The 25206-nt window shown below is 68.1% G+C and carries 29 protein-coding genes; 15 read left to right on the top strand and 14 right to left on the bottom strand.

Annotated elements, in window-relative coordinates:
• Positions 1 to 61 precede the first annotated feature (61 nt).
• The gene (locus AC1DSC_RS07065) at positions 62 to 1486 is read left to right on the top strand and encodes a homospermidine synthase (RefSeq protein ID WP_018902875.1); all 1425 of its coding nucleotides are present in this window, start codon (positions 62 to 64) and stop codon (positions 1484 to 1486) included.
• Positions 1487 to 2800: an NAD(P)/FAD-dependent oxidoreductase gene (locus AC1DSC_RS07070; protein ID WP_012747142.1), complete on the top strand. Its 1314-nt coding sequence runs from the start codon at positions 1487 to 1489 to the stop codon at positions 2798 to 2800.
• Here the strand turns inward: AC1DSC_RS07070 and AC1DSC_RS07075 are convergent.
• From AC1DSC_RS07075 to AC1DSC_RS07105, 7 genes are all read right to left on the bottom strand, one after another.
• Complete coding sequence (locus tag AC1DSC_RS07075) at positions 2797 to 5223, bottom strand: catalase (protein WP_012747141.1); 2427 nt, start codon at positions 5221 to 5223, stop codon at positions 2797 to 2799. The two genes, AC1DSC_RS07070 and AC1DSC_RS07075, sit on opposite strands and share 4 nt — an antisense overlap.
• Before the next feature lie 34 nt (positions 5224 to 5257).
• Positions 5258 to 5449, bottom strand: coding sequence for a hypothetical protein (locus AC1DSC_RS07080; protein WP_018902877.1), 192 nt, complete (start codon positions 5447 to 5449; stop codon positions 5258 to 5260).
• Between the two features lie 21 nt (positions 5450 to 5470).
• Positions 5471 to 6079, bottom strand: a complete 609-nt coding sequence (locus AC1DSC_RS07085; protein WP_012747140.1) for a hemerythrin domain-containing protein — start codon at positions 6077 to 6079, stop codon at positions 5471 to 5473.
• Positions 6080 to 6215: 136 nt separating this feature from the next.
• Positions 6216 to 6710 carry a hemerythrin domain-containing protein gene (locus AC1DSC_RS07090; protein WP_012747139.1) on the bottom strand — a complete coding sequence of 165 codons (495 nt, stop codon included), beginning with the start codon at positions 6708 to 6710 and terminating at the stop codon, positions 6216 to 6218.
• A gap of 123 nt (positions 6711 to 6833) precedes the next feature.
• Complete coding sequence (locus AC1DSC_RS07095; protein ID WP_012747138.1) at positions 6834 to 7337, bottom strand: hypothetical protein; 504 nt, start codon at positions 7335 to 7337, stop codon at positions 6834 to 6836.
• A gap of 15 nt (positions 7338 to 7352) precedes the next feature.
• A complete protein-coding gene (locus AC1DSC_RS07100) occupies positions 7353 to 8132 on the bottom strand; it encodes an alpha/beta hydrolase family protein (protein WP_012747137.1) in 780 nt (259 codons plus the stop codon).
• Entirely contained in the window at positions 8113 to 9252 is a 1140-nt protein-coding gene (locus AC1DSC_RS07105; RefSeq protein WP_230537698.1) for a DUF3182 family protein, read from the bottom strand. The genes AC1DSC_RS07100 and AC1DSC_RS07105 overlap by 20 nt, the downstream gene beginning before the upstream one ends.
• 420 nt (positions 9253 to 9672) lie before the next feature.
• Between AC1DSC_RS07105 and AC1DSC_RS07110 the strand changes: the two genes are divergently transcribed.
• Both AC1DSC_RS07110 and AC1DSC_RS07115 read left to right on the top strand, forming a co-directional pair.
• The gene (locus tag AC1DSC_RS07110; protein ID WP_012747135.1) at positions 9673 to 9873 is read left to right on the top strand and encodes a hypothetical protein; all 201 of its coding nucleotides are present in this window, start codon (positions 9673 to 9675) and stop codon (positions 9871 to 9873) included.
• Positions 9874 to 9982: 109 nt separating this feature from the next.
• Positions 9983 to 10591: a cysteine hydrolase family protein gene (locus AC1DSC_RS07115; protein ID WP_012747134.1), complete on the top strand. Its 609-nt coding sequence runs from the start codon at positions 9983 to 9985 to the stop codon at positions 10589 to 10591.
• Positions 10592 to 10642: 51 nt separating this feature from the next.
• Here AC1DSC_RS07115 and AC1DSC_RS07120 read toward each other — a convergent pair whose 3' ends face one another.
• On the bottom strand, positions 10643 to 11116 hold the full coding sequence (locus AC1DSC_RS07120) for a CBS domain-containing protein (protein ID WP_012747133.1): 474 nt from the start codon (positions 11114 to 11116) through the stop codon (positions 10643 to 10645).
• 20 nt (positions 11117 to 11136) lie between these two features.
• Positions 11137 to 11451 carry a hypothetical protein gene (locus tag AC1DSC_RS07125; RefSeq protein WP_012747132.1) on the bottom strand — a complete coding sequence of 105 codons (315 nt, stop codon included), beginning with the start codon at positions 11449 to 11451 and terminating at the stop codon, positions 11137 to 11139.
• Positions 11452 to 11646: 195 nt separating this feature from the next.
• Between AC1DSC_RS07125 and AC1DSC_RS07130 the strand changes: the two genes are divergently transcribed.
• Positions 11647 to 13428 carry a thiamine pyrophosphate-requiring protein gene (locus AC1DSC_RS07130; RefSeq protein WP_012747131.1) on the top strand — a complete coding sequence of 594 codons (1782 nt, stop codon included), beginning with the start codon at positions 11647 to 11649 and terminating at the stop codon, positions 13426 to 13428.
• 18 nt (positions 13429 to 13446) lie between these two features.
• On the opposite strand, the gene AC1DSC_RS07135 is transcribed toward AC1DSC_RS07130, so the two are convergent.
• The gene (locus AC1DSC_RS07135) at positions 13447 to 13881 is read right to left on the bottom strand and encodes a hypothetical protein (protein WP_012747130.1); all 435 of its coding nucleotides are present in this window, start codon (positions 13879 to 13881) and stop codon (positions 13447 to 13449) included.
• Between the two features lie 257 nt (positions 13882 to 14138).
• On the opposite strand from AC1DSC_RS07135, the gene AC1DSC_RS07140 reads away from it, so the two are divergent.
• Positions 14139 to 14570, top strand: coding sequence for a hypothetical protein (locus AC1DSC_RS07140; protein ID WP_012747129.1), 432 nt, complete (start codon positions 14139 to 14141; stop codon positions 14568 to 14570).
• Between the two features lie 39 nt (positions 14571 to 14609).
• Complete coding sequence (locus AC1DSC_RS07145) at positions 14610 to 14873, top strand: hypothetical protein (RefSeq protein WP_012747128.1); 264 nt, start codon at positions 14610 to 14612, stop codon at positions 14871 to 14873.
• A 9-nt stretch (positions 14874 to 14882) separates the two neighbouring features.
• On the opposite strand, the gene AC1DSC_RS07150 is transcribed toward AC1DSC_RS07145, so the two are convergent.
• Positions 14883 to 15755 carry a c-type cytochrome gene (locus AC1DSC_RS07150; protein ID WP_244883339.1) on the bottom strand — a complete coding sequence of 291 codons (873 nt, stop codon included), beginning with the start codon at positions 15753 to 15755 and terminating at the stop codon, positions 14883 to 14885.
• Positions 15756 to 15869: 114 nt separating this feature from the next.
• Here AC1DSC_RS07150 and AC1DSC_RS07155 point away from each other — a divergent pair, with 114 nt between their 5' ends.
• The 3 genes from AC1DSC_RS07155 to AC1DSC_RS07165 are packed head-to-tail and all read left to right on the top strand — an operon-like array spanning position 15870 to position 19713.
• Complete coding sequence (locus AC1DSC_RS07155; protein WP_478131790.1) at positions 15870 to 16241, top strand: c-type cytochrome; 372 nt, start codon at positions 15870 to 15872, stop codon at positions 16239 to 16241.
• Positions 16238 to 17182, top strand: a complete 945-nt coding sequence (locus AC1DSC_RS07160; RefSeq protein WP_012747125.1) for a cytochrome c oxidase subunit II — start codon at positions 16238 to 16240, stop codon at positions 17180 to 17182. The genes AC1DSC_RS07155 and AC1DSC_RS07160 overlap by 4 nt, the downstream gene beginning before the upstream one ends.
• Entirely contained in the window at positions 17179 to 19713 is a 2535-nt protein-coding gene (locus AC1DSC_RS07165; protein ID WP_012747124.1) for a cytochrome c oxidase subunit I, read from the top strand. The genes AC1DSC_RS07160 and AC1DSC_RS07165 overlap by 4 nt, the downstream gene beginning before the upstream one ends.
• A gap of 6 nt (positions 19714 to 19719) precedes the next feature.
• On the opposite strand, the gene AC1DSC_RS07170 is transcribed toward AC1DSC_RS07165, so the two are convergent.
• Positions 19720 to 20571 (bottom strand): class I SAM-dependent methyltransferase, encoded by an 852-nt coding sequence (locus tag AC1DSC_RS07170; protein ID WP_012747123.1) that lies wholly within the window; start codon positions 20569 to 20571, stop codon positions 19720 to 19722.
• A gap of 74 nt (positions 20572 to 20645) precedes the next feature.
• Here AC1DSC_RS07170 and AC1DSC_RS07175 point away from each other — a divergent pair, with 74 nt between their 5' ends.
• The 3 genes from AC1DSC_RS07175 (at position 20646) to AC1DSC_RS07185 (ending at position 22011) form a co-directional block, all read left to right on the top strand.
• On the top strand, positions 20646 to 21089 hold the full coding sequence (locus AC1DSC_RS07175; protein WP_012747122.1) for a helix-turn-helix domain-containing protein: 444 nt from the start codon (positions 20646 to 20648) through the stop codon (positions 21087 to 21089).
• A 155-nt stretch (positions 21090 to 21244) separates the two neighbouring features.
• Positions 21245 to 21583: a PRC-barrel domain-containing protein gene (locus AC1DSC_RS07180; protein WP_012747121.1), complete on the top strand. Its 339-nt coding sequence runs from the start codon at positions 21245 to 21247 to the stop codon at positions 21581 to 21583.
• Between the two features lie 296 nt (positions 21584 to 21879).
• Complete coding sequence (locus AC1DSC_RS07185) at positions 21880 to 22011, top strand: hypothetical protein (protein ID WP_018902887.1); 132 nt, start codon at positions 21880 to 21882, stop codon at positions 22009 to 22011.
• A gap of 401 nt (positions 22012 to 22412) precedes the next feature.
• On the opposite strand, the gene AC1DSC_RS07190 is transcribed toward AC1DSC_RS07185, so the two are convergent.
• On the bottom strand, positions 22413 to 22976 hold the full coding sequence (locus tag AC1DSC_RS07190) for a helix-turn-helix domain-containing protein (protein ID WP_174545069.1): 564 nt from the start codon (positions 22974 to 22976) through the stop codon (positions 22413 to 22415).
• A 225-nt stretch (positions 22977 to 23201) separates the two neighbouring features.
• Here AC1DSC_RS07190 and AC1DSC_RS07195 point away from each other — a divergent pair, with 225 nt between their 5' ends.
• On the top strand, positions 23202 to 23522 hold the full coding sequence (locus AC1DSC_RS07195; protein WP_018902889.1) for a helix-turn-helix domain-containing protein: 321 nt from the start codon (positions 23202 to 23204) through the stop codon (positions 23520 to 23522).
• A 457-nt stretch (positions 23523 to 23979) separates the two neighbouring features.
• Here AC1DSC_RS07195 and AC1DSC_RS07200 read toward each other — a convergent pair whose 3' ends face one another.
• Positions 23980 to 24243, bottom strand: coding sequence for a helix-turn-helix domain-containing protein (locus AC1DSC_RS07200; protein WP_307597013.1), 264 nt, complete (start codon positions 24241 to 24243; stop codon positions 23980 to 23982).
• 304 nt (positions 24244 to 24547) lie between these two features.
• Between AC1DSC_RS07200 and AC1DSC_RS07205 the strand changes: the two genes are divergently transcribed.
• A complete protein-coding gene (locus tag AC1DSC_RS07205; RefSeq protein ID WP_012747117.1) occupies positions 24548 to 25120 on the top strand; it encodes a helix-turn-helix domain-containing protein in 573 nt (190 codons plus the stop codon).
• The last annotated feature ends 86 nt before the right edge of the window (positions 25121 to 25206 follow it).

Raw genomic sequence — 25206 nt, forward strand, 5'->3', positions numbered from 1 at the left:
TTCGTTCGAGGAAACGAAGGACAAGGCCGGCCGGTCCGGCGCCACTCAGCGAGGTGATGGGATGACGAAGAAGAACGAAGCGCTGGCTCGCCTGGACGGCAAGCTCACGATGATCGGCTTCGGCTCCATCGGCCAGGCGCTGCTGCCTTTGCTGTTGCGCCATTTCGGACTCAAGGCGGCGGACATCAGGATCGTGAAGCCGGGCGAAGACCGCAGCGGCCTGGCAAAGCAGCTGGGCGTGGAGGTCATTCCGGTGCGGCTCGAGGAAGGCAACTTTGCCGCCGTGCTGGAGCCGCTGGTGGACAAGGGCGACTTCCTGGTCAACCTCTCGGTCGACGTGTCGAGCCTGGCGCTCATCAAGCTCTGCCGCGAACGCGGCGCGCTCTACCTGGACACCTGCAACGAGCCCTGGGGCGGCCGCTACGACGATCCCGCGCTTCCGCCTTCGCGCCGCTCGAACTACAGCCTGCGCGAAGAGGTGCTGGCCTGGCGCCTGGACAAGCGCAGCGGGCCCACGGCAGTGATCACGCAGGGCGCGAACCCGGGGCTGGTCTCGGCGCTGCTCAAGCAGGCACTGCTGAACATCGCGGCCGACACGCATGCCGAGCTCGAAGCCATGCCGTCGAGCTACGAGGACTGGGCAGCGCTCGCGCAGCAGCTGGGCATCAAGGTGGTGCACATCGCCGAGCGCGACACCCAGGTTGCGAAGGAGCGCAAGCAGCGCGGCGAGTTCGTCAACACCTGGTCGGTGCAGGGCTTCGCCGACGAGGGCCTGCAGCCCGCCGAGCTGGGCTGGGGAACGCACGAGCGGCACTGGCCGGCCGATGCCGCGCGGCACGGCTTCGGCAGCGATGCGGCCATCTACCTGAAACGCCCCGGCATCGGCACGCGGGTGCGCAGCTGGACGCCGCTGGAAGGCCCCTACCACGGCTTCCTGGTGACGCATGCCGAATCGATTTCCATTGCCGACCACCTGACGCTGCGCAAGGACGGCCAGGTGGTGTACCGCCCCACGGTGCACTACGCCTATCACCCGTGCGACGACGCCGTGCTCTCGCTGCACGAGATGGCGGGAAAGAACTGGCAGCTGCAGCACCGCCAGCGGATCGTGCGCGACGAGATCGCCGAAGGCATGGACGAGCTAGGCGTGCTGCTGATGGGCAACCCCAAGGGGGCCTACTGGTACGGCTCGCGGCTCACCATCGAGCAGGCGCGCGAACTGGCGCCCGCCAACAGCGCCACCAGCCTGCAGGTGGTGGCCGGCATCCTGGGCGGCATGTCGTGGGCGCTGCGCCATCCCGACGCGGGCCTTGTGGAGCCGGACGACCTGGACCACCGCGTGGTGCTGGAAGCCGCCATGCCCTACCTCGGAGAAGTGGCGGGCGTGTATGGCGACTGGACGCCGCTGAAGGAACGCAGCCCGCTCTTCGACGAGGAGAAGGACGAAGACGACCCCTGGCAGTTCATCAACTTCCGGGTGGCCTGATTGCTGCTGCGCAAAGAACTCGGCGTCGTCGAGAACTCCTACTACGAAGCCAGCGTGCAACGGGCGGCGCGCTTCGAACCCGCGCGCCCGCTCGAAGGCATTGCCACCGCCGACGTCTGCGTGGTGGGCGGCGGGCTCGCGGGGCTGTCGGCCGCGCTCGAGCTTGCCATGCGCGGCTACGCGGTGGTGCTGCTGGAGGCGCAGCGCGTGGGCTGGGGTGCCTCGGGCCGCAACGGCGGCCAGGTGATCGTGGGCTTCGGCGCCGACGGCGAAGAGGCCATCGAAAAGCAGTTCACGCCCGAGGATGCGCGGCGCGCCTGGGACATATCGGTCGAGGGCCTGGATCTGCTGCAGGACCGCATCGCGAGCCATGCGATCGACTGCGACTGGCAGGCCGGCTACCTGAACCTGTCGGTCAAGCCCGCGAAGTCGCGCGCGCTGCGTGAATGGATGGACCACGTGGGCCGCGTCCACGGCTATCCGCTCCAATGGCTCGGGCCCGGCGAGGTCGCGCAGTGCGTGGACAGCAAGCGCTTCGACGGCGGCACCTTCGATGTGCGCTCGGGCCATCTGCATCCGCTGAAGTATTCGCTGGGCCTGGCGTCCGCGGCGCGCGCGGCCGGCGCGCAGCTGCACGAGAACTCGGCCGCGCAGGTGATCGAGCGCGGCGCGCGGCCCGTCGTCAAGACCGCGCAGGGCGAGGTGCGCTGCAGCTTCGTGGTGCTGGCGGGCAACGTCTACCTGGCCGAGTACGGCGACGACGTGGCGCCCGAGGTCTCGTCGCGCATCATGCCGGTGGGCACCTACATGATCGCGACCGAGCCGATGGAGCCGGCGCGCGCCGATGCGCTCATGCGCGGCAGGCCGGCCGCGTCGGACACCAACTTCGTGCTCGACTACTTCCGGCTGAGCGCCGACCATCGCCTGCTGTTCGGCTCGGGCGACAGCTACAGTGCGCGGACGCCGCGCAACCTCATCGAGAAGATCCGCAAGAGCATGCTCGCGGTGTTTCCGCAGCTGGCGGACCTGGGCATCGACCACGCATGGGGCGGCTTCGTCGACATCACGATGAACAAGGCGCCCGACTTCGGGCGCATCGGCACCAACATCTACTACCTGCAGGGCTTCTCGGGCCACGGCCTGGCGCTCACGGGCATGGCGGGCAAGCTGGCGGCCGAGGCCATCGCGGGCCAGGCGGAGCGCTTCGACCTGTTCGCGCGCATCGGGCACCACGCCTTTCCGGGCGGCACCCTGCTGCGCACGCCAGCGCTGGTGCTGGGGATGATGTACTACCGGCTGCGGGACTTTCTCTAGCCGGCGTCCACCACCAGCGCCCCGATCTCGCGCGCCGGATGCCGGTGCCTGGCGAGAGCCGCGACGAAGGCCTCGATGGTGGATTCGAAATTCTCCGCCGTGCCGCGCAGCACGCCCGGGTCCGCGTCGCCCGACGGCAGGGTCTCCGGAATCTTCGCCTCGGCCAGCAGCGTGGCCGAGGCTCCGAGCGCGAGAATGGTCTTGCCGTGCTGGTACTGGTCCTTGATGAACTGCTCGGTATAGGCATGGGCGGAGAGAAGCTCCACGCCTTCGGCGCCATCGGGCAGCACCAGCGCATCGAACAGGAAGCCGGGTTCGTTTTCCATCGAAGCGTCGGCTTCCATCGTCTCGCCCTCGGCCGTGCGGAACGGTCCGATACGCGGTCCCACCAGGCGGCCGACGGCGCCTTCGGCCAGCAGCGCCGCCTGGATGGCGGCGATCTGCTCGCCCTGCACGCCGTCCGCCACCAGCAGCGCCACCTTGCGCGTGCGCACGGACCCATCGCCGGGCCGCGCCGTGAGCGACAGTGCGTGCGAATGCGTGACCTCCGGATTTACAGGCTGCGCAAGTGCGCGAGGCAGCGCAGGCGGCACCGGAATGCCGAGCCCGTCGGCCACCTGCTGCGCGAGCAGCGGCGATGCATTGACGAGGCTCGCCACCATGCGCTCGCGCACGGCAGGCACGGTGCACTTGGAGAGCTCGAAGCGGAACGCCGCCGCGATGTGGGCCTGCTCGGTGGGCGTCTGGCTTTCGAAGAAGAGCGTGGCCTGCGTGTAGTGGTCGGCAAACTTCTCGGGCTTGCCGCGCACCTTGTCCTGCTCCGCGCGCTGCGGAAAAGTCATGAAGCCGGCCGAAGCCCCGGCCTGGAACGGACAGCCGCCGCCCAGCGAGTTGGGCTCGTAGGCCGCACGGCCGCGGTGGATGGCCTGGCGGTGCATGCCGTCGCGCTGGTTGTTGTGCACCTGCGCCATCGGCGCGTTGATCGGCAGCTCATGGAAGTTCGGCCCGCCCAGGCGCGTGATCTGCGTGTCGACGTAGGAGTGGATGCGCCCGGCCAGCAGCGGGTCGTTGGTGAAGTCGATGCCCGGCACCACGTGCGCGGCGCAGAAGGCCACCTGCTCGGTCTCGGCAAAAAAATTGTCGGGATTGCGGTTGAGCACCAGGCGCCCCACGGGCGTGAGCGGCACCAGTTCCTCGGGCACGATCTTGGTGGCGTCGAGCACGTCGAAGCTGAAGGCCTCGGCCTCTTCCTCGGTGAAGATCTGCAGGCCGAGTTCCCATTCCGGAAACTCCCCGGCCTCGATGGCTTCCCACAGGTCGCGGCGGTGGAAGTCGGGGTCGGCGCCCGAGATCTTCACGGCCTCGTCCCACATCAGTGAATGCGTTCCGAGCACCGGCGACCAGTGGAACTTGCAGAACACCGAATCGCCGGCCTCGTTCACGAGCCGGAAGGTGTGCACGCCAAAGCCCTGCATCATGCGGTAGCTGCGCGGAATGGCGCGATCGGACATGTGCCACATCAGCATGTGGGTCGACTCGGGCATGAGCGAGACGAAGTCCCAGAAGGTGTCGTGCGCGCTCGCGGCCTGCGGCATCTGGTGATGCGGCTCCGGCTTCACGGCGTGGACCAGGTCGGGAAACTTCATGGCGTCCTGGATGAAGAACACGGGCATGTTGTTGCCCACCAGGTCCCAGTTGCCTTCGTCCGTGTAGAACTTGACGGCAAAGCCGCGCACGTCGCGCGCCGTGTCCTTGGAGCCGCGCTCGCCGGCCACGGTGGAAAAGCGCACGAACACCGGCGTGATCTTTCCGCCTTCGCGCAGCGGCGCCGCCTTGGTGAACTGCGGGATGCCTTCGTAGCATTCGAAGTAGCCGTGGGCGCCCGAACCGCGCGCATGCACGATGCGCTCGGGAATGCGCTCGTGGTCGAAGTGGGTGATCTTCTCGCGCAGGATGAAGTCTTCGAGCAGCGCGGGGCCGCGCAGGCCGGCCTTGAGCGAATTCTGGTTGTCCGCGATGGGCACGCCCTGGTTGGTGGTGAGCCGCTGGCCGCCAGAGTCGACGCGCACCCGGTCCAGCGATTCGATGGTGGCATTCAGGCCCGGCATGGCCATGCCGCCGGCCTTCTCCGAGTTGATCTCTTCGGACAAGGTGCTGGCCGTTGCCGCGGACGACAGCGGCTGCACGGTCTGGCCGGCGGGCGGGCGCAGCGCGTTGTCCATGCCGTGCTCCAACGGCTTGTTCGCATTGAAAGGCATGCCTGCGGCCAGCGCCTGCGCATGCGCGGCTTTTTGCGAGGGCGGATCGGGCGGCGGCCCCCCCGGCAGGTGCGCGGCGCCGCTGTCGGTGTTGCGGGCGGCCGCCGCTGCGCTGGTGGCGGCGCTGCCGGATTCGGGAGGAGAAGGTGTTCTGGAAGGCGGCATTGAAACTCCGTTCGATGGGATGGCGGGGCAGGGTTCAGCGGGGCGCGCGCTCGCGCGGCACCTTGCCCTCGGCCGCGAGCTGCAGCACGCCCTCGGCAAACTTCATGAGTTCGTCCGAGAGCGGCGCGCCCGGCGCGAGAACGCCCACGCGCTCGGCCAGGGCCTGGAATGCGGCGCGCGGTGACTCGGGCGCGGCAGGCACGGGAATGTTGCTGTCTTCGGGCATGGGACGGCCTCTGCTGGTGCCTCAGGTGCGCGCGTGGTGCGCGTGGGGCCAGCGCAGATGGCCGGAACGCCGCGCGAGCAGCAGCCCGGCCGCAGCCAGCCCGACCATCGCAATGGCGGCCGTGTTGCCGGATGCCGCACGGCCCATGTCGAGCGCGATCTCGCCGGTGCGCGGCCCGGCAAGCTGCAGCCGGCGCTTGGTCATCTGCGCGCCCAGCTCGCCGAGCCGGTCGGGCAGCAGCTTCTCGGCGGTCGGCAGCAGGATGGTTTCCTCGTCGGCCACGTGGTGCATCACGTCGCGCATCAGCGCCGAGAGGGTTTCGTCATAGTCGCGCGCTTCGGGCTCCATGGCGCGAAGCAGGCCGATGAGGCGGCGCATCTCGGAATGCTCCTCGAGCGCCTTGGTGATGCGTTCGTCGTCCTCGCAGACCTTGCGCATCTCGGGATAGAAGATTTCTTCCTCGAGCTGCGCATGGATCTCGAGCGCGGTGCAGATGGTGTTGACCAGCCCTTTCTTCACCCGTTCCGGCGCGCCGGCCTTGTACTGGTGGAAGGTGGAGAGCACGTGCGTGTGGTCCAGGCGAATCATGTTGGTCGCCGTGGGAAAGAGCCGGGAGACGATGTTGGTCATGTGGAACTCCAGGGTAGGACGCCCCCCGAAGCGCCTGCGGCGCCTCCCCCCACTGGGGGACGCACCCGGTGGCCCGGCGGAGCCGGTTCCACGGGTGCGCTGGACTGGGTCGTCGGGTGTTGTGTGCGGCGCCCGGTCAGGCGGCGGCGGTGAGCTCTTCCATGAGCTCTTCCTTGCGCGCGGCGAGCTGCTCGCGCATGGCCACCAGGTCGAGCCCCCTGGCGGCGCGTGCCTTGACGAAGATCTCGTTGCGCTCTTCCTTCACGTGGTGGTCGATGTATTCGCCGAGCACGATGACCTTGGCATCGAACTTGTCGTCCACCTCGGTCGCGGCTTCGATCTGCGCGATCAGCTCCTTGGCGCTGGTGTGCTCGACCTCGGCTTCGTCCAGAAGATCGGTTTCGCTGATCGCCTCGCGCACGGCCGGGTAGAAGATCTCTTCCTCGATCTGGGCATGGACGGTCAGCTCGGTGCAGATCTGGTTGGCGAGTTCGCGCTTCTTCTGCTGCACGTCGGCGGCGCGCGAATGGGTCAGTTCCTCGTACGCCTTGAACATCTTCTTGACGTTGCGGTGGTCGGTATCGAGAAGGCTGCATGCATCGGGTGCTGCGCGCTTGGTGGAGTTGGGCATCGTGGGCTCCGGTTGGGTTGATGGAAGCCGAACGATGAAAGGGCTGCCGGCGCCGCGGCGTAGGAAAGCTCCCTGAGTGCGCGTAGCAAGGCGCACTACTCGTGCTGCGCGTAGCAAGGCGCACTACTCGTGCGCGTTGCCGCGCTGGGCCAGCAGGCAGCCGGCCGCCAGCCCCAGGGCAAAGAGGCCGTAGACCGCCCCCAGGGAGCGCTTCGAAAGGTGGTGCTCGAAGCCCGGCCTGAGCCGGTGCGGCGTGATCGTGTAGTCCACCGCGCAGGCCAGCGCGGTGGCGGCGCCGGCGCTCGCGAGCGCCGCGGGAGCCGACTGCGCGGGATGCCGGCTGGCATGCAGCCAGCCATAGATCAGCGCCCAGAAGATGGCGCTCGCATGGTGCGTGGCATAGCCGAGCGCGGTGTGCTTCAGCGTGGGGCCGCGCACATCGAAGGCCCGGTCGCCCCAGAGCCAGTGGCTGGTGGCATTGGTCGGCGCCACCAGGCTGCCGGCCTCGCGGCGGCCGCACAGCATCAGCGCGGCGGTGGAGGCGAAGCTTGCAAGGGTTCCCGCGACGAGGCCGGTCCGCAGCGTCGAGCGTTGCCTTTCGCTCAGGGTCAGGGCGGGGGTTTGCATAGGAAACCTGTCTTTCTATGCGGGACTCGCGGAGACGGGCCGCGTCATGGTGCCGGTCGCCCGGGCGCCCAGCGTCATCTCCGTCATCCAGGAGACGAGGAGTTGTCCATAGGCTTGGCGGTGCGCCTGCTTCGACAGCGCATGGTCGGCCCCCGAAATGACGCGGTAGGTCGCGGAGCGCACGCGCTTGAAGGCACCCAGGTAGTTCTCGATGACCGGGTGCGGCACGATCTGGTCGTGCTCCGATTCCACGATCAGCACGTCGCCCGTGAAGGCCTCGCAGGCCGCGAGCGCCCGGTTGTCGCGCGGGCCCACCAGGGTGCGGCGGTAGGCCACGAGGTCGGGCCGGCTCAGCTGGCCCTTGGGCGCGAGCCACTCGCGGTCGCGGTAGAGCGCCGGCGCCCGCAGCGCGAGCCAGCGCACCGGCCGCATGGTGCTGACCAGCGCCGCCAGGTAGCCGCCGTAGCTGCTGCCGACGATGGCAATGGCCTGCGGGTCGACGGTGGGGTGGCTGATGAGCGTGTCGTAGGCCGCGAGCACGTCGCGCAGGTTGTCCTCGCGCGTGACCTCCTGGCGCAGCGAGGCATGGCGCGCATGGCCGCGCAGGTCGAAGGTGAGGCAGACGCAGCCGAGCGCGGCAATCTCGTGCGCGCGCGCGATGTACTGCTCCTGGCTGCCATCCCAGCCATGGACCAGGAGAACGCCGGGCACCATCGTGGAGGCGGCAACCAGCGTTCCGGCAATGTGCTGGCCGTCTACGGATATGTCTATGAAGTTATGTCGTGTCGCTGTCATATGGCTGGAACAATGCGTATTTGGCGAGCGGCCCGATCTGCGAGTCGACGCCGCGGTAGTGCACCGTTGCGCCCGCCGGGATCGCCGGCGCCTCACCATACGCCTCGAAGCAGGAGATGCGCACGCGCTCGAGCGCCGGGTCGCGCCAGAAGCATTCGAGCGCGACCATTTCGGCCCCGGTGGCGCCGCCCACGCGCCACGACTGCTCGAGCACGCCCGAGCGCCAGGCGCCGTCCGCGCCCAGGCCCTGCGCCACGTCGTAGTTCACGCGCGACGCAAAGAAGCCCGGGTAGCACTCGATCACCGCATGGTGGTAGCGCCGCGCCTGCTCGATCGCCAGGCAAAGCGCCGGCGGCGGGCTGGTGATGGCCAGCAGCGCATCGAAGTTGCCGCGCACGAGCGTCAGGTCGGAGCCGCCGTAGACGTTCTGGCCGGTGTTGTCGAGCGTCATCCGCTGGCGGCCGAAGTAGCTCACGATCATCTGGTCGACCAGCACCTGCCCGACGCTGTAGGTTTCCGGCTTGGCGAGGTTCTCTTCGAGCACCACGCCGTGCAGCGCGATCTCGCTCTCGTCCATGGCCGCGAGGCAGCGGTCCAGGGCTTCGGCATCGGCGGCCATCGCCTGGCCGCGCCCGCCGGTGGCGCACACCGGCTTGATGCGCACCGCGCCGCTTTCCAGCAGGTGGCGCCCGGCCCATCGCGCGTCCTCGACCGAGAACGCCGAAAAGCCGCCGAGCACCGCCTGCGACACGGCGGGGGCGAAGGCCGGCTCCCATCCCTCGGGACAGGCCGCCGCCCTGCCCACCAGCGGGTGCGTGATCGCCTTGGTGGCAACGAAGGGGTGCGGAACCACGCCGCCGAACAGGTCGTGCAGCGTCGAGATGCCGAGCGAGCGCGCAAGCTGCGTGCTGGCGATGGTGTCGCTCGGCACGAAGTACAGCGGCGTGCTCTCGTGGGCGCGCGAGGCGTCGTATTCGCCCGCGTAGCGGAACTGCTTCAGCGCTGCGAGCCGCTGCGCGAAATTGCTGCGCGTGGCCCGTTCGTGATCGCTGCCGTAGGCCTGCGGGTCCGCGCTCCAGACCACGACGCTGCCGCCGGTGCTCTTGAGGACCGTGTCCACGAGGGCGACTCCGGAGCTGAAAAGGGTGTCCATGGCATGGGCCCGGGCTTAGCGGTGCGCCTCCGGGCAGATGCCGGAGGAAGCGCCGGTGACAAGGGCAACAAGGGCAAGAGGCCGGGTGAAAGCGGATCTGTTCATCGGGAAAACTCCTTGTGAACGGTTGGCTGGGTGCATGGGGGCAATCCGTGCATCTCGATGAGGCCGGTTCCTACAGAAGGCTCTCCTGCACGGGCCTAGCTTGTGGCTTCTTTGCAGCAGGCCCAGGGCGGGCGTCGTCCTCGCGCCGATGGTCGGACAGGTTTCGGCCCGGCGGGGCGGGATAACGCGCGTCGTTGTGAAAGAGGCCTCCTACGCGGCCTCTGCCAAACCGCCCTTCTTTCCTCGGGCGCATACTCCCATTCGCCACAACCGAGGACGAACATGCCCGCTCCTTCCAACCCGGAGTCCCGTGCGCTTGCCAAGCTGGCCTGGGAGGCCGCCTGGGAACGGCTGGGCAATGCGCTGCAGCCGCCGGCCGGCTATCCGCCGGCCACGCCGGAGCAATTGGCCGAGTGCTTCGAGGTCGCGCAAGCACGGCTCGACGAAGTGCGCGCGGCGTTCGGCGTGCCGCAAGGCCGTTGAGCGGCGGCGACCCCGGCCGGCCCTGACCGGCGCGCGTGGTGGCGACTTTCGCAGCCATGCGGGCCTTTCCTACGGCTGCGGCGCCGCCCATTTGGAATGGTGGGGCGCCATGGCGCCTCCCCGCTCGCACTCGCAGCCCCCCGCCCTCGCACCGGCTCCCGCCGCGGGCCACACGGCCCTCCTGATCATCGACATGATCAGTTGCTGGGACTTTCCCGATGCCGAAAAGCTGTTGCCCGGCGCGCATTTCATTGCGGGGCGCATCGCAGCGCTGAAGGCGCGCTGCACGCGCGCCGGGGTGCCCGCCATCTACGTCAACGACAACCGCGGGCGCTGGCGCTCGGACTTTCCCAAGCTGGTGGAACTGTCGCTGGCCTCTGGAGGCGCCGGTGCCGAGATCACCTCGACGCTGCTGCCCGAGGAAACGGACTACTTCGTGCTCAAGCCCAAGCAGTCCGCTTTCTTCGCGACGCCGCTCGAGCTGCTGCTCGCCTATCTCAAGGCCACGCGGCTGATCGTGACCGGCGTGGCCAGCGACCAGTGCATCTGGGCCACCGTGGCCGACGCGGGCATGCGCGACCTCGAGGCCGTCGTTCCGCGCGATTGCGTCGCCTCGCAGACGAGCGCACGCAATGAGCGCTTCCTGCGCCAGGCGCAAGAGGCGCTGCGCGTCTCCACCACGCCCGGGGCGCGCATCCGCCTGCCTGCGAAGCGCTGATGCGTGCACACGCCGTTGGCAGACAAACAGAGAACCCGCGCCGCGCCGGACCTACGAGGAGCCCCCGCCGGTGGGTCCGCTGGCCGCGGACTGCCCCGAGCGGTCGGGCTCGGCCGGCTGGGAGATGATGTTGAGCGTGTCGCCGGCCTTGCCGATGTCGCCCTTGGCGGCGGTGTCGCCCAGCGACAGCATGCCCACCAGCCTGCGGCCGCGGTCCACCACCGGCATGCGCCGCACCTGGTAGCCGGCCATCTCGTCCATCACGGTTTCGACGTTGTCGTTCTCGCTGCACCACTTGACGTCCTTCGACATCACCTCGGACAGCGCGGTGTCCAGCGGGCGCGTCTGCGCGACCACGCGAAGCACGATGTCGCGGTCGGTCACCATGCCCAGCAGCCGCTGGCCGTCGCACACGGGAATGGCGCCGATGTCCAGCTCGTCCATGGCCTGGGCGGCCAGCGCCACCGTGTCGGACGGCGACAGGGTCCGCACGCCGCGGGTCATCAGTTCGGATACGCGTGTCATTGCCTGCCTTCGTTCGGGGGTCAGCCGCTGCGCCGCTCGGCGTTGCGCTTGCGCGTGGCCGCAGCCTTCTTGGCCGAGGCCGAGCGTTCGGCGGCCGTACGGGACGCCGCCGCGGCGCCGCCCTTGTGGCCGCCGGTGCGCGAGGGCGCGTGGTTCTCCGCCTTGCCGCGGCCGCTGCCGCTCTTCTTGCCGCCGCCGGTCTCGGCATTGACGGTGGCCCAGGCACGCCTTTCGGCTTCGCCCTTGCCCACGCCGCGATGCTCGTAGCCTTCCTCGATGTGCTCGGCCTTGCGTTTCTGCTTGTCCGTATAGGACGACTTGTCACCTCTTGGCATTGAACTCTCCTGGAGGATGAAGAAGCCTTCATGCTGCGCCCCTGGTCTTCATTGCGGGTCGGAAGACGCAGGCCTTGCGCGTGGGAGCAGTCTGTCGGCGGCGCAGTGCACGCGGCCCTTGTGGGATTGCACCGACGGTGCCTGGGGCCGATTGCACGACAGCCCGCCGCGCGCGAGGCGCGGAGTATCCGTGCGATGAAAAAGACAGTCAGCGATTTCGTGGTCCAGCGCCTGCACGACTGGGGCGTGCGGCGCGTCTACGGCTACCCCGGCGACGGCATCAACGGCCTCATGGGCGCACTCGACCGGGCGGACGGCGCCATCGAGTTCATCCAGAGCCGCCATGAGGAACTGGCCGCCTTCATGGCCTGTGCGCATGCCAAGTTCTCGGGCGAGGTGGGCGTCTGCCTGGCCACCTCGGGACCGGGCGCGATCCACCTGCTGAACGGCCTGTACGACGCGAAGCTCGACCGCCAGCCGGTGGTCGCCATCGTCGGCCAGCAGCAGCGCAGCGCGCTCGGCGGCGACTACCAGCAGGAGGTGGATCTGGTTTCGCTGTTCAAGGACGTGGCGCACGAGTTCGTGCAGATGGCCACCAGCGCGGAGCAGGTTCGCCACCTGGTCGACCGCGCGATGCGCATCGCGCGCGACCGCCGCGCCGTCACCTGCGTGATCGTCCCCAACGACGTGCAGGAGCTGCCGGCGGTGCCGGTGCCGCCGCGCAAGCACGGCACCGTGCACAGCGGCATCGGCAGCACGGCCAGCGCCGCGGTGCCGAACGCCGCGGCGCTGGGGCAGGCGGCGGACATCATCAACGCGGGCAGCAAGGTGGCCATCCTGGCGGGCGCGGGCGCCCTGCATGCCACCGATGAGCTGATCCATGCGGCCGAGCGGCTCGGCGCCGGCATTGCCAAGGCGCTGCTCGGCAAGGCGGCGGTGCCCGACGATCTGCCCTTCGTGACCGGCGCCATCGGCGTGCTCGGCACGCGGCCCAGCTCGCGCATGATGGAAGACTGCGACACCTTGCTGATGGTGGGCTCGTCGTTCCCGTACGCGGAATTCCTGCCGCCCGAAGGGCAGGCCCGCTGCGTGCAGATCGACACCGACCCGCGCGCCATCGGGCTGCGCTACCCCACGGAGCTGGGCCTGGTCGGCGACAGCCGCGCCACGCTCGCGGCGCTGCTGCCGCTGCTCGACCACAAGGAACACGGTGCCTGGCGCCAAGGCATCGAGGCCGACGTGGCGCGCTGGTGGCGCGTGCTCGAGGCGCGCGCGCATGTGGAGGCCTCGCCGGTCAATCCGCAGCGCGTGTTCTGGGAGCTGTCGCCGCGCCTGCCCGAAGAAACGGTGCTCACCTGCGACAGCGGCACCGCCGCCAACTGGTACGCGCGCGACGTCAAGCTGCGCCGCGGCATGAAGGCCAGCCTGTCCGGCGGCCTCGCCACCATGGGCCCGGCCCTCCCCTACGCGATTGCGGCCAAGCTGGTGCATCCCGACCGGCCCGTGGTCGCGATGCTGGGCGACGGCGCCATGCAGATGAACGGCCTCAATGCGCTCATCACCCTGGCGCGCATGTGGCGCGACTGGGCCGATCCGCGCCTGGTCGTCATGGTGCTCAACAACCGCGACCTCAACCTCGTGAGCTGGGAGCAGCGCGTGCTCGGCGGAGATCCGAAGTTCAACGCTTCGCAGGAGCTGCCCGACTTTCCCTACGCGCGCTTCGCGCAGATGCTCGGCCTTGCGGCCCTGCGCGTCGATACGCCAGAAGCCATCGGCCCGGCATGGGACGCCGCCTTTGCGGCCGACCGCCCGATGCTGCTGGAAATGGTCACCGACTCCGCCGTGCCGCCGCTGCCGCCCGATGTTTCGCTCGCCCAGGCCAAGGCCTACCTGCTGGCCCTCTGGCAGGGCGACCCCGAAGCCATGCGGACCATCAAGGCCACCATGCGGGAATACTGGGCCAGCGCGACGGCGTGATGAGCCTTGTCTCTCCCGCTACTGCCCGGTCTTGATGTCCGCCCTGGCTTTTGATTCTTCCTCGCTCGCGCGCGACAGGCACGCGGCCCTGTCGCCGCCCTGCCGCTCGTTGCACTTCTCCCTGGCCACCTCGTAGTTCACCGCCACCCGCGTTTCAGCGAGCCTGCGGGCATTGGCGTCGCTGGGGCTACGCTGGTGGTCGAGCTCGGCCAGTGCAATCTTCTGGCGGCCCTGCGCTTCCTTGACGCAGACTGCCCTGGCGGGCTCGACCTGCTTTTCGCACTGTTCCAGCGCGGCCTTCAGGTTGGCGCCGATCCGTTCCCGCGCCGCGCCGTATTCGACGATGGCCGGGTCGATCTCCGCCGGATGCGGCGGCGAGGTTTGCGCACCCGCCGGAACGATCGCCCCCGCCCATAGCAGCGCGGCGGCGAACAACGCGTGTAGCTTTTGCATGGCGATCTCCTGTCAGTCGCTCTTGCCGCAGTGTGGGCGCCGCATCGTCCGCGCCGGTAGGACGTGCGCCCAAGCCGGCCGGGGGGCACCGCCGACGCCCCGCCGCCCATTCATGCCCCTTGCGCAGGAAGCGTCAGCATGTGCTTACGGCCGCTTCGCAAGGCGTCCTACCGCCCCGGCGCTGCCGACTTCTATATTGATTTCGGACGCCGGATCCTCCCCTGCAAGAAAAACCACCGGCGTCAAGGAGCTCAACCATGAAGAAACTGTTATTGATGTGTGCCGCAGCCTCCTGCATGGCAGTGGGCCAGGTGCATGCGCAAGTGAACACGCCTCCCGCGGCGGCCACCGATCCGGCCATGGCCGAATACAAGGCTGCGCGCGACAAGATCTCGGCCGACTACAAGGCCGACAAGGCGGCTTGCGATGCCATGAAGGACAACGCCAAGGACGTCTGCATCGAAGAAGCCAAGGGCAAGGAAAAGATTGCCAAGGCCGAACTCGAGCAGAAGCAGAAGCCCAGCGACAGCAACGCACGCAAGGTGGCCGAAGCCAAGGTGGAAGCGGCCTATGCGATCGCCAAGGAAAAGTGCGACGACCAGAAGGGCGACGCCAAGAGCGCTTGCGTGAAGGAAGCCAAGGCCACCGAGGCCAAGGGCAAGGCCGACATCAAGGCGATGAAGAAGTAGGCAGTGGCGCACAGCCCCCGCCACAGGACCCGAGAAGCGGTGAAGCCCTTGCAGACGCTCGCCATCTCCGAGGCCCTGCGCGCCCAGTTGTCGGCCGACAACCTCCTGGCCATCAATTCGCATGGCCAGGAGGTTCTTCACGGGCTCGACTTCGACGAGTCGCAGCTTCTCGTGGATTGCAGCGAGCAGCAGCCCACGGACCCTTCCATGCGGGAGCGGTGCGCGCAGCTCGTCATCAAGCACGAGCGGGCCCGGCTGCGCATTGCCACGGTCGACGACGAACGCAACGCGGCCAAATTCTAGAAAGGCTGGTCAGCGCAGCGCCGCCAGATAGGCGGCGATATCCCGCGCGTCCTGCTCGGACACGCTCATCTGCGGCATGGCCGTGAGCGGATCGACCTCGTGCGTGTGGCGCAGCCAGCGCACCATGTTGTCCGGCGTGTTGGCGAGCTTTCCCGCAATCAGCGAACGGCCGCCCATGCCCGCAAGCGGCGGCCCCACGTTGGGCGACGAGCTCGTGATGCCGGGGATCGTGTGGCAGGCGCTGCATGCGTACTGGGGCAGCGCCCGCGCGCCGCGCTGCGCATCGGCCGCCCGCAGCGGCGCGGCGCCATCTGCCGGCCCGCATGCCGGCCGCGCCGGTGCGCCCTGTGCGCCCTGTGCGCCGGTGGGCTCCACGCGCGTGGCTTCGGCATACTGCTGCGGCGTGAGCTCGGGCAGGCGCGCCATGAACGCCACCACCGACCACAGGTCTTCCTCGGACAACCTGAACTCCCAGGCCGGCATGCCGCTCATGCGGATGCCGTGCTTGGTCAGCCAGTACAGTTCGCGCGGCTTCCAGTGGTGCCGCGCATCCACCAGCGGCCCCGGCAGCGGCTGCATGCTCTTTCCGATGTCGCCCTGCGCGACGCCCGGCGCACCATGGCATTGCACGCACTTGTCGCGAAAACAGGCCGCGCCGCGCATCACCAGCCGCTCGTCGTCGAGCCGCGGCGGCTCGATGTTGCGCGCGCGCATCTTCACCGACTGGCGCATGGCGGTTTCCAGCATCGAATAGACCGGCTGGAAATGCTGCTGCGTGGCCGCCACGTCGTAGAGGCCGCCATACACCACCAGCGCGCCCGCCGCCACGCCCGCGATGCCCAGCGCGGCGACGGTGAGTAGAGCGGTCTTGGGTGCACCCATCGGCAGCATTCAATTGGCGGCATTGTCCGACGCGCACCGGCGCCGCCATGTCGGCGCAAGCCGCATTCCAATCCGCAGAATCGCGGCATGGTGGCCGCCCCGTCATGCCCTGCCGTGTGCCCGCTCGCCCTGCTGGTGCTGGTGGCGCTCGCGGCCGGATGCACGCCGGGAGAGAGCAGCCCCATCTTCGAGCGCGCGCCGCCCGCGCAGCGCGAGCGCGGAAGGCAGCTGCTGGCGCAATACCAGTGCGGAAGCTGCCACACCATCCCCGACGTGCAGGCCGCGCGCGGCCGCACCGGCCCCACGCTCGCCGCCTTCGGCAAGCGCAGCTACATTGCCGGCCAGGTGCCGAACGGCCCCGACGCCCTGGTGCGCTGGATCGTGGCGCCGGCCGCCGTGGTGCCGGGCACCACCATGCCTGCAATGGGTGTGTCGCCCCAGGACGCGCGCGACATGGCGGCCTACCTGCTCGCGCTCGAGAAATGAACGCGGCGAGCGAGGGCGCACCCCAATCCGCCCTGCGGGCCGCCGGCCCCGTCGCGCAATCGCTGCTCGAAGTGAGCGGCGTGCTGGCGGTGGGCGGCGCGGTGATCTTCGCCGGCGTGATGCTGCTGCTCGCACTGGCCGTTCGCCACCGCGGTGGCGGCCGGGTGAACACGCGCTGGTGGCTGCTCGGCGGCGGCCTTGCTTTTCCGACGGTGGTGCTCTCGGCGCTCTTCGCCCACAGCGAATTCCACCGGCCGCCGTGGCGGCCCATTCCACCGCCCGGCGCGCTGATCGTCGGCGTCACGGGCCACATGTGGTGGTGGGAGGTGCGCTACCGCGACCCCGCCAGCGGCGCCGAGGTGGTCACGGCGAACGAGATCCGCATTCCGGTCGGCCGGCCGGTCTATTTCGGCCTTGGCAGCGCCGACGTGATCCACAGTTTCTGGGTGCCCTCGCTCGGCGGCAAGATGGACATGCTGCCCGGCCGCGTGCAGCACCTGCTGCTGCAGGCCGGCCGGCCCGGCACCTGGCGCGGGCAGTGCGCCGAATACTGCGGCGAGCAGCATGCGCGCATGGCGCTGCACGTGGTGGCCGAAGAGCCCGCGGCTTTCGATGCATGGCTTGCGGGGCAGGCACGGCCGGCGGCCGCGGCTTCGCGCGAGCTCGAACGCGGCCGCGAGGCCTTCCTCGCGCACCGCTGCAACGCCTGCCACACCGTGCGCGGCGTCAGCGAGCAGAGCCGCCTCGGGCCCGACCTCACGCACGTGGGCAGCCGGCTGCACCTGGGCGCCGGCACCGCGCCCAACGATGCCGCGCAGCTCGCCGCCTGGGTGGCCCACACGCAGCAGCTGAAGCCGGGCGCGCGCATGCCCTCCTCCGGCGAGCGCATCGGCGAGGCCGACCTGCAATCCATCGCGGCCTGGCTCGCGCAACTGAAATGACGACGCAGGCTCCCAAGGAAGATCCTTCGAATCTGCCGCCGCGCCCCGCAGGCGAGCGCGAGGCCCTCGAGCGCGCGTGGCGCCCGCCCACCGGCTGGCGGCTCTTCTCGGCGGTGAACAACACGCGCATCGGCGTGTTCTACATCGCCACCGCCATGCTCTTCTTCGTGCTGGCCGGCATCCTGGCGCTGATGATGCGCACGCAGCTCGCGGTGCCGGACAACCACCTGATCGACGCGGGCACCTACAACCAGCTCTTCACGATGCACGGCACCGTGATGATGTTCCTGTTTGCGGTGCCCATCGTCGAGGCCGTGGCCATCTACCTGCTGCCGGGCATGCTGGGCGCGCGCGACCTGCCCTTTCCGCTGCTCTCGGCCTATGCGTTCTGGGCCTATGCCATCGGCGGCATCGCCTTCTTCTGCACGCTGTTCTTCGGCGTGTCACCCGATGGCGGCTGGTTCATGTATCCGCCGCTCACCGGCAAGGAGTTCTCGCCCGGGCGCGGCGCCGACTGGTGGCTGCTGGGCATCGGGTTCATCGAGATCTCGGCCATTGCGGGCGCCATCGAGCTGATCGTGGGCGTGCTGTTCACGCGCGCGCCCGGCATGACGCTGATGCGCATGCCGATCTTCGCCTGGGCCATGCTGGTCACCGCGCTGATGATCGTCTTCGCGTTTCCCGCGGTGATCGCGGCGACCATGCTGCTGGAGCTGGAGCGCGCGCTCGACTGGCCCTTCTTCATTCCCGCGCGCGGCGGCGATCCGCTGCTGTGGCAGCACCTGTTCTGGTTCTTCGGCCACCCGGAGGTCTACATCATCTTCCTGCCCGCGGCCGGCATGGTGTCGATGATGGTCGCCACGCTCGCGGGCACGCCGCTGGTGGGCCACCGGGCGGTGGTGCTGGCGCTCATCGGCGTGGGCGTGGTGAGCTTTGCGCTGTGGGTGCACCACATGTTCACCGCGGGCCTGGGCAATCTCTCGCTGCTGGTGGTGTCGGCCGCGAGCTTCATCGTCGCCATACCGAGCGGCGTGCAGGTGTTCGCGTGGATCGCCACCTTCTGGCGCGGCCGCGTCGCGCTCGATGCGCCCACGCTGTTCCTCCTGGGCTTTCACTTCATCTTCGTGCTGGGCGGCCTCACGGGCGTGATGGTGGCAGTGCTGCCCTTCGACTGGCAGGCGCACGACAGCTACTTCATCGTCGCGCACCTGCACTACGTGCTCATCGGCGGCATGGTGTTTCCGGTGTTCGCGGGCTTCTACTACTGGGCGCCGGTCTTCAACGGCCACCGGCTTTCCGAGCGCTGGGGCCGCTGGGTGTTCGGGCTCATGTTCGGCGGCTTCAACCTCGCCTTCTTTCCGATGCACATCGCGGGCATGCTCGGCATGCCGCGGCGCGTGTACACCTACAGCGCCGACCTGGGCTGGAACGCGCTCAACATGCTGTCCACCCTTGGCGCCTACACGCTGGCGGCCGGTGTGCTGCTCTTCACGGTGGACGCGGCGCGCACGCTGCGCCGGCCCGGGCAGGACCATGGCAATCCCTGGCGCGCCGGCACGCTCGAATGGCTGCCGCCGCGCGAATACGGCGTGCGCAGCATTCCGCAGGTGGATTCGCGCTATCCGCTGTGGCGGCGGCTCGCGCTGCCGCAGGAGGTGGAGGCCGGTCGGCACTGGCTGCCGGGCACCGTCTTCGGCGGCCGCGAAACGCTGGTGACCAGCCCGCGCGATGCGCGGCCGATGCACCTGCTGCGCCTGCCGACCGACAGCTGGTGGCCGCTGGCGGCAGCCGCCGGCACCGCGGGTTTCTTCCTGCTTCTCACGGTGTCGCAGACGCTGCCTGCGCTGGCCTGCGGCGTGATCGCGGTGGCATGCATCCTGCGCTGGCTGTGGGACTCCGACCGTCCGCCGCCGGTGGCCACGGTCGACGTCGGCCATGGCGTGCAGCTGCCGGTCGGCGCGCGGGGGCGGGCATCGCACTCGTGGTGGGCCATGGTCGTGCTGATTGCGGTGGACATGACGATCTTCGTGTCGCTGCTGTACACCCATGTGCACCTGTCGATGGCCAGCGACGTGTGCCCGCCGCCCGGTGCCGCGCTGCCGCCCCTGCGCTGGCCGCTGGGCGCGGCGCTGCTGCTCGCGGCCGGCTCGGCCGCGATGGCGCTGGCCGCGCGCAGGCTGCATGCAGCAGATCCGCGCCGCCAGCGCAGGCTGCGCATGCTTGCGGCACTGGCCATGGCCTGCGCGGCCGGTGCGGCGGCGCTCGACATCGGCGGCCACCAGCTCGCCGGGCTCGATCCGCGCGCCCAAGGCTGGAGCGCATCGGTTGGCATGCTGCTGGGCTACCAGGCCTTCCACATCGCAGTGCTGATGCTGATGGGTGGCTATGTGCTCGTGCGTTCGTGGTCGGGCAGGCTGCAGCCCGCGGCCCGCGCGACCATCGACAACACCGCGCTGATGTGGCACTGCGTGACAGCGCAGGGAATCATCGGAGCGCTTGCGGTGCAGGGCGTGCCGCGGCTCCTGGGCTGAGCGCCGCTACGCGGCCGGCGCCCGCGCGCCGATCGTCCAGCAGGCGGCGGTGAAGCGGACTTCGCTGCCGTGCACATAGGGCTCGAACGCCGCGCGCATGCCCTCGGTGACCCGTGTGCGCGTTCGCTCGTCCGCATCCTGGAGAACGAGCCCGACGGGGCCGAGCCGCGTGAGATAGCCATGCAGCGCCTTCTCGGGCAATGTGCATTCCACATCGATCGGCCGGATGTCGATGCCGGCCCAGCCGCTCTCTTCCAGGATGGACACCACCCGATCGCGGTCCGCGAAGGAGAACTGTCCCGGCGCACCCGGCCTGCGCGCCGGCAGGTTCGGCAGCAGCGGCGCGGCGGCGCGCTCGGCCGTCGTCATGAATGGGTTCTCTGCGGCGCTGCGCCATGCGATGGCCCGAAGCGCGGCGCCATCCTTCGCGGCATGCCGCAGGTTCGCAAAGGCCTGCACCGGGCTGTCGAAGAACATCACGCCGAAGCGCGAAACGACCAGGTCGAAGCTCGCGGGCTCGAAGGCGTGCCGCTGCACGTCGCCGCAGATGAAGCTTGCCGGTATTCCCGCCCGTTCGGCGCGCACGCGGGCGGCGGCAATCATCGGCTCGGAGATGTCGGCGCCGACGCAATGCCCCGCCGCGCCGAGCACCCCTGCGATGGCCAGCGTGGTGGCACCGGTGCCGCAGCCCACGTCGAGCACCCGCTGCGCGGAGGCGGCGCGCGCCTCGTCCACCAGCAAGTTCTCGAACGGCGCGAACAGCTGGTCGAGCGACTCCTGCGCATCGACCCAGGCGCGGCCGCCGCGGCCGTTCCAGAGGGCGGCTTGTTCGTTGTGTTGCTGGTCCGTGATGTCCATGATGGTTTGTCCTTGGCGTGTCTGTTTGGGCGAAAGCTAGACTGTGCAACTTCAAGTCGACTTGAGGTCAAGAGGTGGCGGCACAACATCTGGACATCGCCCAAGTGGCACAGCAATCCGGCGTCCCCGCATCGACGCTGCGCTTCTACGAGGAAAAGGGGCTCATCGCCTCCACCGGCCGGCACGGCCTGCGCCGCCTGTTCGGTGCCGGCGTGCTGGAACGCCTCGCGCTCATCGCGGTGGGACGCGCCGCGGGCTTCTCGCTCGACGAGATCGCGCGCATGTTCGCGCCCGAGGGCGCACCGCGCATCGACCGGCAAATGCTCGCCGCCAAGGCCGAAGAGCTCGACCGCACCATCCGCAAACTGAGCGCCATGCGCGACGGCCTGCGGCACGCGGCGGCCTGCCCCGCGCCCAGCCACATGGAGTGCCCGACCTTCAGGCGCATCGTCCGCGCCGCGGCCTCCGGCGCCATTGGCGCACGCGAAAAAAAGAAGGCGCCGAAGTTGCCGAATTAGGTGCTGCCTCGTGCTGCACCCGGCTGCCAGACAGCCTCCTACAACACGACGGTCTCTTGGCCGATGCGGCGCGGATTTTCTGGATCGAAAGTTGCAACCCTGGGCACTGCAATCTATGCCGTCATCCCCCAGAAATGCCGGCCGGAGACTTTTCCATGGTGAGCGCCAATCCAGTTATTTCGTCGGATCGTGTCGAGGGGACATCCGTCTACAACACGTCGGGAGACAAGCTCGGCAGCATCGATGAACTCATGATCGACAAGATCTCGGGCCAGGTCCGCTATGCCGTGTTGGAGTTCGGCGGCTTCCTGGGCATGGGCACGGACCGCTATCCGCTCCCCTGGTCCATGCTGAAGTACGACACCTCGCAGGACGGCTATGTGGTGCCGTTGACCAAGGCGCAGATCGAAGGTGCGCCCAAGTATGCGAGCGACCGCGTGCCCGAGTACGACGATACGTACAGCGGGACGGTGGACAAGTACTACGGGCTTTGAAAGCCCACGGCCGTCCGTAGCCTCACCGGATACGGCGGCTGCTGCCATCGCCGCCGGGCGGCGGTCAGTCGCCGAACCAGAACACGAGCCAGGACGACAGCGCCGTCAAGGTGGTCATCAGGAGGAGCGTATCCTTCTGCCGCAACAGGCCGCGGCGGCACAGTTGGCTCAAGTTCGACAGCATCTTGGTCTCCTCGCGGGTTTGGCCCTTTCCGGGAGTGTCGATCGCTTGGTTGACATTCGTCAATTAGGGCGATAGTTCAAAGCAGGGATCAACACGCCGCGCGGACAGCCCCTTGATTGCCATCGAAGTGACCCAGTCAAAGTCGGCGGAATTCAACAGCCAAGGCCACCATCACGTAAGCAGGCAAGCACGCCTTTCCACGCGCGACTCCTCGATGTTCGGCATGCCGAACATCGAGGAGTGAAGGAGAAGAGCGATACCACGCGAATCGAGTCTGCGAACAATCCATCCTCGCTCGGGCGCGATAGCACCGGGCGAACGGACGCAGAGGCAACGGCAGCGAGCGCGAGCCAACACGCGGAATCCCTGACGAAAGGAACGGCCCCAAAAAGCCCCTCGACCCTCGAGAACCGCCGAGCCGGATGCATGTTCAAATCGACCAAGTGCTGGCCGTCGAGGTCTCGGTAACTGTCGTCGGAAGATGCCAAGGCCGCCCGGCCACGAGTCATCGCGAGCGGGAAGTGCATACGACCTACGGCCGGACATCCCGAACACATCTTCACTTATTCCGCGCGAGAGCTCCTCGGGCTCTTGCACACAAGACACACCGAAGATCGCCCTCGGGAAGACTCGCCTGCTCCCTCCTCACTCGCGCAGTGTGAACACCACTGACAGGTAGGACACCGGCTGGACCTCTATCACCTCGATGCCGTGCAGCGCGGTCGCATCGAACAGCAGCGAGTCCCCCGCCCTCACCGCAGCTGTCTTGGCACCGTAGCGGTAGGTCACTTCCCCGGACAGGAAGTACAGGAACTTGAGGCCCGGGTGTTGGAAGGTCACGTAGGGATCGGCACCGGGCAACAGCGTGACCAGATAGGGCTCAACAAACAGGTTGCCCGAAAGGAGGTGCCCCAGCAGTTCGTAGCGGTAGTCCGCGACCGCGCCGACCCGATCGACAACAACGCCCTTCCCCGCACGCACATGAGAGAAGTCCGTGCGGCGCGCCTGATCTCCGAAGAAGCGCGACACCGGCACATGCAACCCCTGCGCAACGCGCTCCAAGGTCTCCACCGACGGTGACACCAGACCACGCTCGATGCGCGAAAGCATCGAAGCAGAGACCCCCGAGGCCTTTGCCAGCGAACCAGCCGACATCTCAGCCGCCATGCGAAGCGCCCTCACCTGCGCGCCGATGCGCGCCGCAGACATGCTGCGCACGACCGGCGTTGACTGCCGCGGCAGAAAATGCGTCACCGAGCGCGGAAGCCGCAACGGTCGTGCCGTTGGAAGAGGCGAGGCAAGCTGTCGACGCGTCATTGGAATTCGCTGGCAAGCCGCGATGCGGATTGCAAACTAAGAGATCTGCACCAGAGAAGAAGTTATGAGTTAAAGATAACGTGGTTTTAATTGTCTCCAAATCCGAGCCTTCTGTCCATGCAGAAGCAAGTCACGCGGAGAGGAAGGCCACTTGGGGCAACCACATTTGAGGTCGAGCCGGCCCTTGCATTTGGCGCCGTCGTGAGAGCGCTGCGAACGGCGGATGGTGTCGGACAGGAAGCATTGGCCCACCAAGCAGGCATCGAACGGTCGCACATGGGAAAAATCGAGCGCGGTGAACACATGCCAACACTCGCCATGATCCTGCGCATCGCGAACGCTCTCGGTCGTACTGCTGGCGAACTGCTGCTCGAAACCGAGTCCGTTTTGACCGAGCAGCAAAATGCCGGGCAGCAGTCGCAAGCAACGGACGCTTAGTCCGTGGGTCGAGTGGTCGAGTTACTCAGGGCCACCACCAACACCAAGAACGGTCGAAACCTAGCATCCATGCGGGTTTCGGCCTTTTTCCTTGTGGCAGAGCCATGCGACCGAGCGGTCGGAGCTGGAGGCCTTTTCGTTTAGGGAGGGCCCGTTCTCTTCGCGCCGCCCCTTGATTGTGCGCAGCTTCGGAAGCTGGTGCCGGATCTTGCGCCCCCAGTTGTAGACCGCGTGCGTTTGGTTGCGGCGCAACAATCAGGATGAGAAGAGCGCGTCAAACAAGATGAGAAGGATGGCATGGGCGGGAGGTCGGCGGGCATAGTCCGACGAACTCCCGCCCACGCCGGCGACGGGCTCCCTGCGGGGCACCTTGTCGAATAGATGCCTGCACTGCCTGTCGATCGTCGGAGGATTACTCGGCTCGGCGACGTACTTTGCCTGAGTGTGACGGGGGCTGTTAGCTGGCTCGGCGGCCACGCTTGACCACCCGCGCGGGCAGCGTTTCCACAAGTTGCGAGACCGAGACCTCCAGGCCGCCGGCCAGCCTCCAAATGTTGAAGAGCGACAAGTTGCGCTCGCCTCGTTCAACAGAACCAACGTAATTGGGGTGCAAGCCGGCCAACTCCGCAAGTTGCTCGATCGTGATGAGGCGGTCGTGCCGTAAGGCGCGCAGATGCTCGCCAAATGCTTGTTGCAGACGCTCCAGCTCTTTGCTGGACACAGAGTCCAGTGGCTGGGGCTTGTTTGCAACTACTCGGGGCATGCGCCCAAGTTTTCAATCTCCAACACTAAGAGTACACAAACTATCAGTTTGGTTAGGAGGCGGATTCTGGCAAACTAGCTGAAAATAAAACGCAAAGTGTGTTTTGTTTCGATCAAGTTTCTTCCTTCGACAACTCAACTATCTGGAGCGGAGTGAGATTCAAATGGCGCGTCGACAGCTCGCTTCGCCTCTGCCAACGGCTCACCCGTTGCGCTTGCCAGCGTCGGTGACGCGTGTCCGGCCACGGCAACCCGCACCTGTTGTGCGCAGCCTCTCCGCAGCCCGCATCGGCGCGCAGGTGCGGGCGCTGCGCATGGCGGCCGAGGTGTCTGGCGGCGAACTGGCCAAGACCTCGGGGATTTCTGCGTCGATGCTTTCTCGCATCGAGCGCGGGCTGGTCTCGCCTTCGGTGGAGACACTGGAGCGCCTGGCGCAGGGGCTGCACGTGCCGACCTCACGCTTCTTCAGTGACCAGGCGCGGCGCACTGACTTTTGCCATGTGCGTGCAGGACATGGTGTCTTGGTCGATCGCATCGGCGCGGTGGCGGACTACCGCTACGAGCTGCTGGGCCACCTGCTGTCGGGTAACCTGTTCGTCGAGCCCTACCTGGTCACATTGCTGCCCGGCGCCGATCCCTACGTGACCTTCCAGCACCCCGGCTTGAAGTTCCTGTACTTCCTCTCCGGGGGGGTCACCTACCGCTATGGCGGCAAGTCAGTCGGGGTGAGGGCTGGGGACTCGCTGCTGTTCGAAGCGACCGCACTGCATGGGATCGAGGCCATTCACACTCAGCCGGTCTCTTACCTGTCCGTAGTGTTCACGCTGCGAGAGTAGGCTGTTCTGGCGGCACTGCCGCGCTGCGGGGCGACACGGATCCTCAATCGTCGGCGCCTTCGCAAGCCAAACTCCGGCGGCAACAC

The sequence above is a fragment of the Variovorax sp. 01N425 genome, assembly GCF_056399465.1.

Coding starts and splice junctions, on each gene's coding strand:
- AC1DSC_RS07075 (WP_012747141.1), bottom strand. CDS start 5,223: ATGCCGCCTTCCAGAACACCTTCTCCTCCCGAATCCGGCAGCGCCGCC.
- AC1DSC_RS07095 (WP_012747138.1), bottom strand. CDS start 7,337: ATGCAAACCCCCGCCCTGACCCTGAGCGAAAGGCAACGCTCGACGCTG.
- AC1DSC_RS07085 (WP_012747140.1), bottom strand. CDS start 6,079: ATGACCAACATCGTCTCCCGGCTCTTTCCCACGGCGACCAACATGATT.
- AC1DSC_RS07165 (WP_012747124.1), top strand. CDS start 17,179: ATGACGACGCAGGCTCCCAAGGAAGATCCTTCGAATCTGCCGCCGCGC.
- AC1DSC_RS07190 (WP_174545069.1), bottom strand. CDS start 22,976: ATGTCTGCGGCGCGCATCGGCGCGCAGGTGAGGGCGCTTCGCATGGCG.
- AC1DSC_RS07160 (WP_012747125.1), top strand. CDS start 16,238: ATGAACGCGGCGAGCGAGGGCGCACCCCAATCCGCCCTGCGGGCCGCC.
- AC1DSC_RS07065 (WP_018902875.1), top strand. CDS start 62: ATGACGAAGAAGAACGAAGCGCTGGCTCGCCTGGACGGCAAGCTCACG.
- AC1DSC_RS07100 (WP_012747137.1), bottom strand. CDS start 8,132: ATGACAGCGACACGACATAACTTCATAGACATATCCGTAGACGGCCAG.
- AC1DSC_RS07120 (WP_012747133.1), bottom strand. CDS start 11,116: ATGACACGCGTATCCGAACTGATGACCCGCGGCGTGCGGACCCTGTCG.
- AC1DSC_RS07130 (WP_012747131.1), top strand. CDS start 11,647: ATGAAAAAGACAGTCAGCGATTTCGTGGTCCAGCGCCTGCACGACTGG.
- AC1DSC_RS07195 (WP_018902889.1), top strand. CDS start 23,202: ATGCAGAAGCAAGTCACGCGGAGAGGAAGGCCACTTGGGGCAACCACA.
- AC1DSC_RS07150 (WP_244883339.1), bottom strand. CDS start 15,755: ATGGGTGCACCCAAGACCGCTCTACTCACCGTCGCCGCGCTGGGCATC.
- AC1DSC_RS07110 (WP_012747135.1), top strand. CDS start 9,673: ATGCCCGCTCCTTCCAACCCGGAGTCCCGTGCGCTTGCCAAGCTGGCC.
- AC1DSC_RS07090 (WP_012747139.1), bottom strand. CDS start 6,710: ATGCCCAACTCCACCAAGCGCGCAGCACCCGATGCATGCAGCCTTCTC.
- AC1DSC_RS07080 (WP_018902877.1), bottom strand. CDS start 5,449: ATGCCCGAAGACAGCAACATTCCCGTGCCTGCCGCGCCCGAGTCACCG.
- AC1DSC_RS07140 (WP_012747129.1), top strand. CDS start 14,139: ATGAAGAAACTGTTATTGATGTGTGCCGCAGCCTCCTGCATGGCAGTG.
- AC1DSC_RS07115 (WP_012747134.1), top strand. CDS start 9,983: ATGGCGCCTCCCCGCTCGCACTCGCAGCCCCCCGCCCTCGCACCGGCT.
- AC1DSC_RS07180 (WP_012747121.1), top strand. CDS start 21,245: ATGGTGAGCGCCAATCCAGTTATTTCGTCGGATCGTGTCGAGGGGACA.
- AC1DSC_RS07125 (WP_012747132.1), bottom strand. CDS start 11,451: ATGCCAAGAGGTGACAAGTCGTCCTATACGGACAAGCAGAAACGCAAG.
- AC1DSC_RS07170 (WP_012747123.1), bottom strand. CDS start 20,571: ATGGACATCACGGACCAGCAACACAACGAACAAGCCGCCCTCTGGAAC.
- AC1DSC_RS07135 (WP_012747130.1), bottom strand. CDS start 13,881: ATGCAAAAGCTACACGCGTTGTTCGCCGCCGCGCTGCTATGGGCGGGG.